This is a genomic window from Mycolicibacterium arcueilense (assembly GCF_058536225.1).
On record NZ_JBZTYL010000037.1, the window covers coordinates 41,736 to 54,721 of the forward strand.

The window sequence follows — 12,986 nt, forward strand, 5'->3', positions numbered from 1 at the left end:
GGCGCGTCGCTATCGTCAGTCACGATGCCCAGCGAAACGCCCCGCCTGTTGTTCGTTCACGCCCATCCGGACGACGAAACCCTCACCACCGGTGCCACGATCGCGCACTACGCAGCGCGCGGTGCCGACGTCCGGGTGGTCACGTGCACCCTCGGAGAGGAGGGGGAGGTCATCGGCGACCGCTATGCCCGGTTGGCCGTCGACCAAGCCGATCAACTCGGCGGATACCGCATCAGCGAGCTGACCGAGGCCCTGAGCGCGCTCGGCATCGGAGCACCGCATTTCCTGGGTGGCCCCGGCCGATGGCGGGACTCGGGCATGGAGGGTTCACCGGCGCGCAAGCAACAGCGCTTCATCGACGCCGATTTCGACGAGGCCGTGGGTGAACTGGTGCGCATCGTCGAGGAGCTGCGACCGCACGTCGTCGTCACCTACGACCCCGACGGCGGATATGGGCACCCCGACCACAAACAAGCCCACCGCGTCACCACCGCGGCCGTCGCGGCCGCCGGATGGGCCGTGCCCAAGTTCTATTGGACTGTCATGGCGAGCAGCGCAATGCGGACCGGTCTCCAGAGCCTGCGGGACGTGCCGACGGAGTGGATCCGGATCGACGTCGGGGATGTTCCCTTCGGGTACGCCGACGACCGGGTCGACGCCGTCATCGACGCCACCGCCCAGTTGCCCGCCAAGGTCGCCGCGATGCGCGCGCACGCCACCCAGGTCACCGTCGCGGCCGACGGCGGCGCCTTCGCGCTGTCCAACAACCTCGCCCTGCCACTGCTCGGGGAGGAGCACTACGTGCTCGTTTCGGGCGACGCGGGAGAGCGCGATGCACGCGGGTGGGAAACCGACCTGCTGACCGGACTGAATCTGCAATAGCCGAAACCGGACGAGGTAAGCTCGCCACTCAGAAGCGTCGAAGGGACATTCATGGACCCCGATCTGGATCCGAATCTGCAGCACTGGCAGGACCGTTTTGACAACTACGAGTGGGTAGTGGGCTCGATGGTCGGTCTGCTCGACAGCATTCCCACCTGACCTCGCTCTCCGACCTTGTGCTGGGCCGTATCGTCCTGGCACTGCTCGCGGTTGACGGCATCATCTCCGCCGTCGTAGGCGCACTTCTGCTGCCTACATATATTGGACCGATCCCGTTCCCGGTGAGCGCGCTGGCGGCCGGAGCGGTCAACACCGCGCTCGTATGGGCAGCCATGTACTGGACCGACTCCATGCGGTTGGCGGCGCTACCGCTGTGGACCTGGCTGGCCGCCGTCGTCGCGATGACCTTCGGCGGACCCGGTGGCGACATCATCTTCGCCGGCCCAGGACTGATGGCCTACGGCTCGCTGATATTCATCGCCGCCGGTGCGCTACCACCGGTGGCGATGCTGCGACGGCGTCACCGCCACTGACCTACTTCTTGTTGTCCTTCTTCGACTTGCTGCTGTCGCCGGAGTTCTTGGACTGCTTGGGTTTCGCGTCCTTGGGCGTAGCCGTCTTGTCCGTCTTCGGCTTGGTCTTCGGCGCCAGGTTCTTCGCGGCCGTCTTCACCGCGTCACGTGCATCGTCGCCGGCCTTCGTCGCGTCCGTTGTGGCCTTGTCGACCGCTGCGCGGACGCCTTGTCGCACCGAACGGGCCGCCGGCTTGTCGGCCGAGACCTGGTCGGTGACGGTCTTGACGGCTTCTTCTGTGTCAGCGTCGGTGACAGCCGGGGCGGCAACGGTGTTCCGCAGCGACTGACGGGCCGAGCGCGGGACCACACCGATCTCGTCGGTGACCTGCTTGAACTGCTGGCCGACGTTGCCCGCAACATCCTTGACGGTCTCGTTCAGGCCGGTCGCGAGGTTCTCTGAAGCGTTCTCGATGTTGTCGATGGTGCCTTCGACGGCCTGGTCGACCGAGCTTCCGGCAACGTCTGTGACCGGCGTCTTTTCGGTCGCCGCCGCTTGCTCTTTGAGCCGGTCGGTGAGGGTCGCGAGACCGGTCCCCTCGGTCAGTGACTTGACTGCCGTGGCGAAGTCGTCGCGGGCCTTGGTGATCGCATCGGTGAGGTGGGTGAGCGGGTTCTGGACGGCGCCTTCGAGGGCTGCTGTCGGTGCGGCGAGCGTGCTGGCCAGGAACGGTCCCTGCAGCGGCGGACGCGGCGGCAGGGGGATCGGCGGCAGCGGGATGAACGTGCCGACGACGTCGATGCCGAGCCACGCGACAGCCAGGACGGCATCCACGCCGAAGTCGGCGAGATTCTGGATGATCCCGCCGTCACCTCGCAACCAGTCGGTGAAGTTGAAGACGCCGCTGGCGACGAGGGACTGGCCGAAATTGTAGGCGTCCATCAGCAGGCCACCGGCCCATCCGCCGACCCACGGGATCCATCCGAGTGCATATGCGCCGACTTCGAATCCCCACTGCACCCAGGGCTCGACCGTCACGTAGACCTGGTCGATCGTGTTGGCCAAGTTGGGTGCGATCGCGATCGCGGTCGGCGCCGCGGTGACATTGCCGGTCGCCGTGGCGGCTGGGGCCGCGCCGAAGGCTGGAGCCGAGCCTGTCTGACCCGAGAGATTCGGCGCCACCGCGGCGGTCATCCGGCTCGCCGCGGCGAGTAGATCGACCATCGCCTGCGTCAGCTGCGGCTGAGTCGATGTCGGGTGTGCAGGGACTGCAATGTCTGCCGGGGCAGCCTGTACCGGGGTGAGCGCGATAGCGGTGGCGGTGGCTGCGGCGGCTCCCGCTACGAGATACGAACGAACATTTGTGGACATCACGACTCCCTCGGTATCCCCTTCCCGACGGGAACAACTTACGCGGTCGGCAACCTGTTCGTCGCACCTTTAAGTTGTGTGTCCAGTAAGGGCCCCGCAGTGCAGTGACTTGCACGGTCTACTGTGGCCGGTATGCCGGGCGCATTGGTTTCAGAATGTGAGACGCGTGGATGATCGTGCACAACGACGGGGTTACACGGAAGTGGCTCTGAACCCCCAGCACGGCGCCGATCTGCCTACCCCGGCCGTCCCACCGAAGCCCGCTGCGCCCAGTGCGCCGCCCGCTTCGGCAGCTCTACGCCGCGTGTTACGCCGGGCCCGTGACGGCGTGACCCTCAATGTCGACGAGGCCGCGGTCGCCATGACCGCTCGCGGCGAGGATCTGGCCGATCTGTGTGCCAGCGCCGCCCGGGTACGCGATGCAGGCCTGGAATCGGCGGGCCGGCGTGGAGCCAAGGGCCGGCTTCCGGTCAGCTATTCGCGCAAGGTCTTCATCCCCGTCACGCATCTGTGCCGCGACACCTGCCATTACTGCACCTTCGTGACCGTGCCCGGCAAGCTGCGCGCTCAGGGCATGGGCATGTACATGGAGCCCGACGAGATTCTCGATGTGGCCCGCCGGGGCGCCGAGTTGGGCTGCAAGGAGGCATTGTTCACCTTGGGCGACCGTCCCGAGGAACGCTGGGACGAGGCCCGGCAGTGGCTCGACGAGCGCGGCTACGACTCCACGCTGGACTACGTGCGGGCCATGGCGATCCGCGTGCTCGAGGAGACCGGTCTGCTGCCGCACCTGAATCCGGGCGTGATGAGCTGGTCCGAGCTGTCTCGGCTGAAGCCCGTCGCTCCGTCGATGGGCATGATGCTGGAGACCACCTCCCGGCGCCTGTTCGAGGTCAAGGGCGAGGCGCATTACGGCAGTCCCGACAAGGATCCGGCGGTGCGGCTGCGCACCCTGGACGACGCCGGCCGGCTGTCCATCCCGTTCACCACCGGCCTGCTGGTCGGGATCGGCGAGACCCTGACCGAACGTGCCGAGACGATGCACGCAATCCGTAAGTCCCACAAGGAGTTCGGGCACGTTCAGGAAGTGATCGTGCAGAACTTCCGGGCCAAGGACCACACCGCCATGGCGTCGACGCCCGATGCCGGGATCGACGACTTCATCGCGACGATCGCGGTGACCCGCCTGGTGCTGGGGCCGAAGATGCGTATCCAGGCACCGCCGAATCTGGTGTCGCGCGACGAATGCCTGGCTCTCGTCGGCGCCGGCGTCGACGACTGGGGCGGCGTGTCGCCGCTGACCCCCGATCACGTCAACCCCGAACGGCCCTGGCCGGCATTGGACGATCTGGCCGACGTCACCGGCGAGGCCGGCTATGACCTGGTGCAGCGACTCACCGCCCAACCGCAGTACGTGCAGGCCGGTGCGGCCTGGATCGATCCGCGGGTGCGTGGGCACGTCGATGCGCTGGCCGATCCCGACACCGGGTTCGCCCTCGACGTCAACCCGGTCGGGCGGCCGTGGCAGGAACCCGACGAAGCATCGGAGTCGTTGGGCCGGACCGATCTGCACTCCGCGATCGACTCCGAGGGCAGGCTCACCGAGACCCGGAGCGACCTCGACAGCGCATTCGGCGACTGGGAGTCGATCCGCGCCAAGGTGCATGAGCTGGCTGCCCGCGCTCCCGAACGCGTCGACACCGACGTACTGGCCGCACTGCGGTCCGCTGAACGCGATCCGGGCGGCTGCAGCGACGACGAGTACCTCGCCCTGGCCACCGCGGACGGTCCGGCGCTGGAAGCGGTTGCCGCCCTAGCGGATTCGCTGCGTCGCGATGTCGTCGGCGACGACGTCACCTACGTCGTCAACCGCAACATCAACTTCACGAACATCTGCTACACCGGCTGCCGGTTCTGCGCCTTCGCGCAGCGTAAGGGCGACGCGGACGCCTACTCGCTGTCCACTGCCGAGGTGGCCGACCGGGCCTGGGAGGCGCACGTCGCCGGTGCCACCGAAGTCTGCATGCAGGGCGGTATCGACCCCGAGCTTCCCGTCACCGGTTACGCCGACCTGGTGCGGGCGGTCAAGGCCCGCGTGCCCTCGATGCACGTGCACGCGTTCTCGCCCATGGAGATCGCCAACGGCGTCACCCGCAGCGGGTTGTCCGTGCGGGAATGGCTGACGTCGCTGCGTGAGGCCGGGCTGGGCTCGATCCCCGGTACGGCCGCCGAGATCCTCGACGACGAGGTGCGTTGGGTGCTCACCAAGGGCAAGCTGCCGGCCTCGGAGTGGATCAACGTGGTGACGACCGCGCACGAGGTGGGGCTGCGCTCGTCGTCGACGATGATGTACGGCCACGTCGACACACCCAAGCACTGGGTGGGCCACCTCAACGTGCTCCGCGGCATCCAGGACCAGACCGGCGGCTTCACCGAGTTCGTGCCGCTGCCGTTCGTGCACCAGTCCTCGCCGCTGTACCTGGCCGGCGGTTCCCGTCCCGGGCCGACACACCGCGACAACCGGGCGGTGCACGCGCTGGCCCGGATCATGCTGCACGGCCGGATCCCGTCGATTCAGACGTCGTGGGTCAAACTCGGGGTCGAGCGCACCCAGGTGATGCTGCGCGGCGGTGCCAACGATCTCGGCGGCACGTTGATGGAGGAGACCATCTCCCGGATGGCCGGCTCCGAGAACGGATCGGCCAAAACGGTGGCCGAACTCGTCGCCATCGCTGAGGGCATCGGCCGCCCGGCCCGTCAACGCACCACGGATTACTCGCCGCTGGCGGCCTGACCGGCGGCCTACGCAGCACCGCGAGCGTGCGCGTCTGCCGGTGGACTCGCCGCTGAACGTCAGCGTTTTGCGCATGCTCGCGCGGGCGTCACCGGGCATCGGCGCAGGTGACGCGTACTTCCGATAGCCCGCAGTCGGCCCCTCATGCCTGTTTGAGCGTGCCCGAACTGCGGGGATCTTGCGGCGCGCCGGGCAGCAGACACGCACCCTCGGCCAGAAAAAGGCGGAAAAAGTCTCCGAAACCGGGAAATTATTCGGACTGCGGTCCGGTTATGTCTCGTGAAGGTGCCGGATCGACCGGGCCGCACAACCCAAGGAGACACCATGACCGTCGCAGTAGCCACCGACCTGACCGCAGGCACCTGGGCCATCGATCCCGTGCACTCGTCGATCAACTTTTCCGTCCGCCACCTCATGGTGAGCAAGGTCCGAGGCAGCTTTGAGACGTTCAGTGGTGCGATCACCGTCGCCGAGGACGGCACGCCGTCGGTCAGCGCCACCATCGACGTCAACTCCATCGACACCCGCAACGAGCAGCGCGACGCGCACGTGCGGTCCGCAGACTTCTTCGACGCCGACAACCACCCGACCGCCACGTTCGTCTCCACCGGCGTGCGCCCCGACGGTGACGACTACATCGTCGACGGCGACTTCACCCTCAAGGGCGTGACCAAGCCGGTTTCCCTGAAGCTCGAGTACAACGGCGTCAACCCCGGCATGGGCCAGGGTCCGGTCGCCGGTTTCGAGGCTTCGGTCGTGTTGAACCGCAAGGACTTCGGCATCGACATCGACATGCCGCTGGAGACCGGCGGCACCGTCGTCGGCGACAAGGTCACCATCACCCTCGAAATCGAGGCCCTCAAGCAGGCGTGACCCGCTGCTCGACCCACCGCTTTGTCACACTGGAGTGGCTCTCGGACACGAGGGCCACTCCAGCGTGACATTGGGCGGGTCGGCGAGCCCGGTTCAGTGCCGGCCCACATGCGACTCGGCCCTCATCCGTTCGACCATGTGCGGATAGTGCAGTTCGAAAGCCGGCCGTTCGGAACGGATCCGGGGCAATTCGGTGAAGTTGTGCCGCGGTGGCGGACAACTGGTGGCCCACTCCAGTGAGTTGCCGTAGCCCCACGGGTCGTCGACGACGACAGGTTCGCCGTAGCGCCAGCTCTTGAAGACGTTCCAGACGAACGGCAACATCGATACGCCCAGGATGAAGGCGCCGATGCTGGAAACCACATTGAGCGTGGTGAAGCCGTCCGATGGCAGGTAGTCGGCGTAGCGGCGCGGCATGCCCTCGTTACCCAGCCAGTGCTGCACCAGGAATGTGGTGTGAAAACCGATGAACGTCAACCAGAAATGGATCTTGCCCAGGCGCTCGTCGAGCAACCGGCCGGTCATCTTCGGGAACCAGTAGTACACCCCGCCGAACGAGGCGAACACGATGGTGCCGAACAGCACGTAGTGGAAGTGTGCGATCAGGAAATAGGTGTCGGTGACGTGGAAGTCGATCGGCGGGCTGGCGAGCATGACGCCGGACAGTCCACCGAGCAGGAACGTGACCATGAAGCCCACGGAGAACAGCATGGGTGTTTCAAAGGTCAACTGTCCCTTCCACATTGTGCCGATCCAGTTGAAGAACTTGATACCTGTCGGCACGGCGATGAAGTACGACATGAGGGAAAAGAACGGCAGCAGAACGGCTCCGGTTGCGAACATGTGGTGGGCCCAGACCGCCATCGACAGGGCGCCGATGCTGATCGTCGCGTAGACCAGTGTGGTGTAGCCGAACAGCGGCTTGCGGGAGAACACCGGGATGATCTCGGTGACGATGCCGAAGAACGGCAGCGCCACCACGTAGACCTCGGGATGGCCGAAGAACCAGAACAGGTGCTGCCACAGGATGGCTCCGCCGTTGGCGGGGTCGTAGATGTGGGCGCCCAGGTGGCGGTCGGCGGCCAGGCCGAACAATGCGGCGGTCAGCAGCGGAAACACCATCAGCACCAGAATGCTGGTGACGAGGATGTTCCAGGTGAAGATCGGCATCCGGAACATCACCATTCCGGGCGCGCGCATACACACCACGGTGGTGATCATGTTGACGGCGCCGAGGATGGTGCCGAGACCGGCCACTGCCAGGCCCAGGATCCACAGGTCGCCGCCGGCGCCGGGGGAGTGGATGGCGTTGCTCAATGGGGCGTAGCCGGTCCAGCCGAAGTCTGCTGCGCCGCCGGGAGTGATGAACCCCGCGAGGGCGATGAGCGCGCCGAACACGAACAGCCAGAACGAGAGTGCGTTGAGCCGTGGGAACGCCACGTCGGGCGCGCCGATCTGCAGGGGCAGCACGAGGTTGGCGAATCCGAACACGATCGGGGTGGCGTAGAAGAGCAGCATCACAGTGCCGTGCATGGTGAACAACTGGTTGTACTGCTCGGTGGACAGGAACTGCAGCCCGGGTTCGGCGAGTTCGGTGCGGATGAACAACGCCATCAATCCGCCGGTGAAGAAGAATACGTAGCAGGCGACCATGTACATGATTCCGATCAGCTTGTGATCGGTGGTCGTGATGAGCTTGTAGACCAGGTTTCCGCGTGGCCCCAGGCGCGACGGGAATGGCCGCGTGCTGACGAGGTCGGTGCCGATTGACGAGGTTGTGTGTGCCGTCATCGCGTTGCTCCAGTTTTTACAAACAAACCTTGTATAAACTATGGGCCATGACATACGTGATCGGCAAGCCATGTGTCGATGTGATGGATCGCGCGTGCGTCGAGGAGTGCCCCGTCGACTGCATCTACGAGGGCGCCCGTGCGCTCTACATCCATCCCGACGAGTGCGTGGACTGTGGCGCCTGCGAACCCGTCTGCCCGGTCGAGGCCATCTATTACGAGGACGACCTGCCCGACGAGTTCGAGGCTTACAAAGACGACAACGACGCGTTCTTCTCCGAGACGCTGCCGGGACGGGACGAACCGTTGGGTTCGCCCGGCGGGGCAGCCAAACTGGGGCCGGTGGCCGCCGACGCGCCGCTGGTGGCGAGCCTGCCGCCGCAACAGCCATGAACGCGCCGCGTGGAAGACGCCGCGATGTGCTGATGCTGCTGCGCGACAGCGATGCGCCGATGAGCATCGCGGCCATTGCGGAAAAACTCGATGTGCATGTCAACACCGTGCGATTCCACCTCGACGCGCTGCTCGAGCAGGACCAGGTCCGCCGGGTCACCGGCGCGCGCGACAAGCCCGGGCGACCGCCACAGCTGTTCGCCGCGGTCCGCGGCATGGACCCTGGCGGTCCGCGACACTACCGGTTGCTTGCCGAGGCATTGGCGGAGTCGGTGGCCTCGGAGGCAGTACCGGGGGCAGGCACCGATGAGGCCGGACGCAAGATGGGCGCCCGGTTGGCCGCCGCCCGATCCGATGCCGCCGATGGAACAGCTGTGGAGAAGTTGGTCGACCTGCTCGGCGACCTCGGCTTTGCCCCAGAAGCCGACGCCGACGGCGCCGAAATCTCCTTGCGGCACTGCCCATTTCTGGAAATCGCACGGGTGCGTCCCGAGGTGATCTGCCCGATCCACCTGGGCCTGATGCAGGGAGCGATGACGGCCTGGGACGCGCCGGTCACGGTCGACGGCCTGCGCCCGTTCGTGGAATCCGACCGGTGCGTTGCGCAACTGAGCGGCTGATCAGCGGCTAGTCCCGGTGTCGGGCCAGACCATTGGCCAGCGCCTCACCGAGACTGGCGGGGTTCTTCAAGAACGGCGTGATGATGTCGACCGGCAGCGGGAACACCACCGTCGAATTCTGGTCCGCGCCAAGCTCAAGCAGTGTCTGTAGGTACCTGAGCTGTAGCGAGGCCGGGTTCTTCGACAGCGTTTCGGCGGCCTGACGCAACTCGTCGGAGGCCTGCAGTTCGCCGCGGGCGTTGATCACCTTGGCGCGGCGCTCGCGTTCGGCCTCGGCCTCACGGGCCATCGCCCGCTGCATCGATTCGGGGATCTCCACATCCTTGATCTCGACCACGCGCACCTCGACACCCCAGCGGGCACTCTGGGTTTCGATGATGCCGCGCAGGTCGACGTTGAGATCCTCGCGGTGCGCCAGCAGCGTGTCCAGATCTGCCCGGCCCAGCAGCGACCGCAGCGTGGTCTGCGCGATCTGTGACGTGGCCACTGCGTAGTTCTCCACGGCCATGATCGCTTTCAGCGGATCGGTGACCTGGAACATCACCACGGCGTTCACCCGGGCCGGCACATTGTCGCGGGTGATCACTTCCTGCGGCGGGATGGTCAGCGTGACCACCCGCTGATCGACGCGCACCATCCGATCGGCCAGTGGCAGCAGGACCACCAGCCCCGGCCCGTACAGCGGGCGGGCGCGGCCCATCCGGAACACCACACCCCGCTCGTACTCGCGCAGCACCTTCAGCGAGAAGTACGCGAACGCCACCAACACGATCAACCCCGCCGCGGCGAGCAAGAACCACAATCCGGTCACTGGGTCTCCTTCCTGTCGGCCCAGCCGCCGCCCCACTTCGTGGTGAACCGGTCGACGCTGACGGCCGTGATGTCCTGTTCGCCCGTGCGGTGCGGGAGGTGGTCGGGGGCGTTGGCCGGGCTGGCCCAAAGGTGGCGGGCCAGTGGCACACCGGCGGCCACGATGACCGTCGCCGTCACCGCCAGGACGATCACGTCACCGGCGCCGTGCTGCCCGATCGCCATCGCTACCACCATGACCAGTGCCAATCCGGCTACCGCGCAGGCGATCCCGCGGTGAAACTGTCCGGCCTCCGAGTACGGCCACGGATCTACCTCCCGACTGATCTCGCGGCCGTGATCAGAGCTGGTGCAGGTGGACTTCACCGGGCAGCTGTTGCAGACCGACGGCTTCGCTCGATACCTCATCACCCGGTTGGCCGGGTCGAAGGACGTGGGCCACAACCACTGGTCCTGAGGGCACATCCAGGCGTCGTGATCGGCGTGGTAGGTGAATTGCCCAGTGCGCCAACGGGCCGCGCGCATCGAGGCGCGCCGCGCCATCATGTCGAATCCCCAGGCCACCGCAACCAGTGCCAGGGCGTACCCCGCCATCAGCCACACCGCGGTGCTCGGAGGGTTCATCGCGCCTCCGGCACGGGCGTCGGGCTGACCTCGGTGTACAGCGGGTTCTCGGGCATCTCGTCGGTGGTCGGACCGGACTTGAAGTGCCGCACCGCCTGCAGGGCGATCCAGACGAACGGGACCACTCCACCGATGATGAAGATCAGATCACCGGGCAACCGGAGCCACTCCAGCACCGCGTTACCGGGCTGGGTGATGTATCCCAGCGAGCGCGCCTCGAAGTAGCCCTCGTTGACCGAGTGGTACAGCTGCAGCACACCCAACGGCAACAGGCTGGCGAACACCATCCAGGCCAGGCCGATGTTGAGGCACCAGAACGACACTCGCGCCCACTTCTCCGGCCACTTGTCCGCCGGAATCACATACCGGAAGGCGAACATGGCCAGCCCGACGGCCAGCATGCCGTAGACGCCCATCATCGCGGCGTGAGCGTGATTGGCGGTCAGCGCGGTTCCGATCTGGTAATAGGACACGATCGGCAGGTTGATCAGGAAGCCGAAGATGCCGGCGCCCACGAAGTTCCAGAAGCCGACCGCCACGAGGAACATCACTGCCCATCGGTGCGGGAACGGTTTGGCATCTCCGGTGGTCTGTCTGGACCCCAATTGAAGGAAGGCCCAGGCCTCCACGGTGAGGAACGTCAACGGGATCACCTCGGCTGCGGAGAAGAAGGCGCCAAGGGCCATGTGTTCCACCGGAGTTCCGGAGAAGTACAGGTGATGCATGGTGCCGATGACGCCGCCGGCCGAATACAGGATCACGTCGAGGAAGATCACCCCGAGCGCGATGCGCTGGCTGACCACCCCGAGCATGACGAAGATGTAGGCCACCATCACCGTGGTGAACAGTTCGAGGAAGTCCTCGACCCACAGGTGCACCACCCAGAAGCGCCAGAAGTCGGCCACTGTCAGGTGCGTTTCGCTGCCTGCGAGCAGGCCCACCGCGTAGAACATCGGAATCGCCAGGCCCGAGAAGAAGAACACCCACGGCATGTTCAACTTGGACTCGGTTTTGAGCCGGGCCCTCATGCCGCGCCAGATGATCGCAATCCACAGGAACATGCCGACGATCAACAGGATCTGCCACAGCCGCGGGAGATCGAGGTACTCCCACTGCTGCGAGAACAGCGAACCTGACGGGACGATCCCGTAGATCGACAGCGCCTCGGTGATCAGCGAGCCGACGACGACGATCACCACTGCGCCGAGCAAGCCGTAGGACAGCCAGTGCTGCCGTCGCGGCTCACGCCGGGAGATGAACGGGGTCAAGAAGATTCCACCTGCCAGGAACGCCGCAGCGGTCCACAGCAGGGCCAGTTGCAGATGCCAGGTGCGGGCCAGGTTGTAGGGCAGGATGGCAGCCAGGTCGAGCCCGAAGAAGTTCGACAGGTCGGCCCGGTAGTGCTGTACGGCGCCGCCGAGCAGGGCCTGGGCCAAGAACAGCAGCGACACGATGGCGAAGAACCAGATGGTCGAGCGCTGTGCACGTGTCAGCGGAACTTCGCCAGGCTGGCGAAACGACAGCATCGGGGCTTCGGCGCTGTGCCAACCGATCTTCTGACTCCAGCGCCCGTAGACGGCGAACATGATGCCGGTCCCGCCGAGCAGCATGATCAACGAGAGCGTCGACCAGACGATGAGCTGCGCGGTGGGGCCGTTGTCGACGCGGGGTTCGCTGGGCCAGTTGTTGGTGTAGCTGTAGTTGTGGCCGGGCCGGTCAGCGGCCGACGCCCATGCGGTCCAGGCGAAGAAGGCGGTCAGGTCGTGAATCTCGGCGGGGTCGGTGATGAGCCGGGGGAGCAGCCCGTGTTTGGTGGAGTCCTCCCCGAAGAATTCCGCATAGTGCTCGGTGATCCGGTTGAAGGCCTCGGCCTGCCGGTCGGTGAACACCAGGGTGCGGGTCTCCGGGTTGAAGCGGTTGGTGCGGAACTCGGTGACGACGGCGTCGTGGGTGTCGGCCATACCCCCGTCCCGCAGCTGGGCGGCCACATCATCAGTTGCCCGGCGGAGGTAATCAGCGGTGTAATCGGGGCCCAGATAGGCACCGTGACCGACGATCGACCCATACTCCTGCAGGCCGCGCGACTGGAAGAGCTCCTGACCGCGGGTGATTTCGTCGCCGGTGAACACCACCTGCCCGGATTCGGTGACCACCTTGTCGGGCATCGGCATCGATGCCGTGTAGGTGCGGTAGGCCAGCAGGCCCATGACGAAGAAGCCGAAGATCATCACCAGGGCGACGCCCTGGACCCAGCCCTTGCCGATCAGCGGTTGGCTGGTGGACTCCTTGACGGCCATGCGCTTGCTCCCCCCACCA

General features: G+C 66.0%; 11 protein-coding genes. 6 read left to right on the forward strand and 5 right to left on the reverse strand.

Translation table 11 applies throughout. The features are described 5' to 3' along the window. The first annotated feature begins 24 nt into the window (after positions 1 to 24). Both mshB and AC4LGL_RS31810 read left to right on the forward strand, forming a co-directional pair. Positions 25 to 882, forward strand: a complete 858-nt coding sequence (gene mshB / locus AC4LGL_RS31805) for an N-acetyl-1-D-myo-inositol-2-amino-2-deoxy-alpha-D-glucopyranoside deacetylase (protein WP_491842237.1) — start codon at positions 25 to 27, stop codon at positions 880 to 882. A 110-nt stretch (positions 883 to 992) separates the two neighbouring features. After that, positions 993 to 1,415, forward strand: coding sequence for a hypothetical protein (locus AC4LGL_RS31810; protein WP_491842238.1), 423 nt, complete (start codon positions 993 to 995; stop codon positions 1,413 to 1,415). A 1-nt stretch (position 1,416) separates the two neighbouring features. Here the strand turns inward: AC4LGL_RS31810 and AC4LGL_RS31815 are convergent, their stop codons facing one another. Continuing rightward, a complete protein-coding gene (locus AC4LGL_RS31815; RefSeq protein ID WP_135362037.1) occupies positions 1,417 to 2,766 on the reverse strand; it encodes a hypothetical protein in 1,350 nt (449 codons plus the stop codon). Positions 2,767 to 2,968: 202 nt separating this feature from the next. Here AC4LGL_RS31815 and AC4LGL_RS31820 point away from each other — a divergent pair, with 202 nt between their 5' ends. Together AC4LGL_RS31820 and AC4LGL_RS31825 are read left to right on the forward strand one after the other, a co-directional pair. Beyond that, positions 2,969 to 5,560 (forward strand): bifunctional FO biosynthesis protein CofGH, encoded by a 2,592-nt coding sequence (locus AC4LGL_RS31820; RefSeq protein ID WP_418021812.1) that lies wholly within the window; start codon positions 2,969 to 2,971, stop codon positions 5,558 to 5,560. A gap of 324 nt (positions 5,561 to 5,884) precedes the next feature. After that, on the forward strand, positions 5,885 to 6,433 hold the full coding sequence (locus AC4LGL_RS31825; RefSeq protein ID WP_055120547.1) for a YceI family protein: 549 nt from the start codon (positions 5,885 to 5,887) through the stop codon (positions 6,431 to 6,433). Positions 6,434 to 6,526: 93 nt separating this feature from the next. On the opposite strand, the gene ctaD is transcribed toward AC4LGL_RS31825, so the two are convergent. Then, positions 6,527 to 8,224, reverse strand: coding sequence for an aa3-type cytochrome oxidase subunit I (gene ctaD / locus AC4LGL_RS31830; protein ID WP_491842239.1), 1,698 nt, complete (start codon positions 8,222 to 8,224; stop codon positions 6,527 to 6,529). 47 nt (positions 8,225 to 8,271) lie between these two features. Between ctaD and fdxA the strand changes: the two genes are divergently transcribed. Both fdxA and AC4LGL_RS31840 read left to right on the forward strand, forming a co-directional pair. Beyond that, entirely contained in the window at positions 8,272 to 8,616 is a 345-nt protein-coding gene (fdxA, locus tag AC4LGL_RS31835; RefSeq protein WP_085105683.1) for a ferredoxin, read from the forward strand. After that, a complete protein-coding gene (locus AC4LGL_RS31840; RefSeq protein ID WP_491842240.1) occupies positions 8,613 to 9,236 on the forward strand; it encodes a helix-turn-helix transcriptional regulator in 624 nt (207 codons plus the stop codon). Before fdxA ends, AC4LGL_RS31840 begins: the two co-directional genes overlap by 4 nt. Before the next feature lie 7 nt (positions 9,237 to 9,243). On the opposite strand, the gene AC4LGL_RS31845 is transcribed toward AC4LGL_RS31840, so the two are convergent. The 3 genes from AC4LGL_RS31845 to AC4LGL_RS31855 are packed head-to-tail and all read right to left on the reverse strand — an operon-like array spanning position 9,244 to position 12,967. Further along, the gene (locus AC4LGL_RS31845; protein WP_003882178.1) at positions 9,244 to 10,047 is read right to left on the reverse strand and encodes a slipin family protein; all 804 of its coding nucleotides are present in this window, start codon (positions 10,045 to 10,047) and stop codon (positions 9,244 to 9,246) included. Then, on the reverse strand, positions 10,044 to 10,670 hold the full coding sequence (locus AC4LGL_RS31850) for a hypothetical protein (RefSeq protein ID WP_491842241.1): 627 nt from the start codon (positions 10,668 to 10,670) through the stop codon (positions 10,044 to 10,046). The genes AC4LGL_RS31845 and AC4LGL_RS31850 overlap by 4 nt, the downstream gene beginning before the upstream one ends. Beyond that, the gene (locus AC4LGL_RS31855; RefSeq protein WP_491842242.1) at positions 10,667 to 12,967 is read right to left on the reverse strand and encodes a nitric-oxide reductase large subunit; all 2,301 of its coding nucleotides are present in this window, start codon (positions 12,965 to 12,967) and stop codon (positions 10,667 to 10,669) included. The genes AC4LGL_RS31850 and AC4LGL_RS31855 overlap by 4 nt, the downstream gene beginning before the upstream one ends. Positions 12,968 to 12,986 lie beyond the last annotated feature (19 nt).

What these genes read in the sequence shown, in the direction of transcription:
- mshB (WP_491842237.1), top strand. Translation starts at nt 25, where the DNA reads ATGCCCAGCGAAACGCCCCGCCTGTTGTTCGTTCACGCCCATCCGGAC.
- AC4LGL_RS31815 (WP_135362037.1), bottom strand. Translation starts at nt 2,766, where the DNA reads ATGTCCACAAATGTTCGTTCGTATCTCGTAGCGGGAGCCGCCGCAGCC.
- AC4LGL_RS31825 (WP_055120547.1), top strand. Translation starts at nt 5,885, where the DNA reads ATGACCGTCGCAGTAGCCACCGACCTGACCGCAGGCACCTGGGCCATC.
- ctaD (WP_491842239.1), bottom strand. Translation starts at nt 8,224, where the DNA reads ATGACGGCACACACAACCTCGTCAATCGGCACCGACCTCGTCAGCACG.
- fdxA (WP_085105683.1), top strand. Translation starts at nt 8,272, where the DNA reads ATGACATACGTGATCGGCAAGCCATGTGTCGATGTGATGGATCGCGCG.
- AC4LGL_RS31840 (WP_491842240.1), top strand. Translation starts at nt 8,613, where the DNA reads ATGAACGCGCCGCGTGGAAGACGCCGCGATGTGCTGATGCTGCTGCGC.
- AC4LGL_RS31850 (WP_491842241.1), bottom strand. Translation starts at nt 10,670, where the DNA reads ATGAACCCTCCGAGCACCGCGGTGTGGCTGATGGCGGGGTACGCCCTG.
- AC4LGL_RS31855 (WP_491842242.1), bottom strand. Translation starts at nt 12,967, where the DNA reads ATGGCCGTCAAGGAGTCCACCAGCCAACCGCTGATCGGCAAGGGCTGG.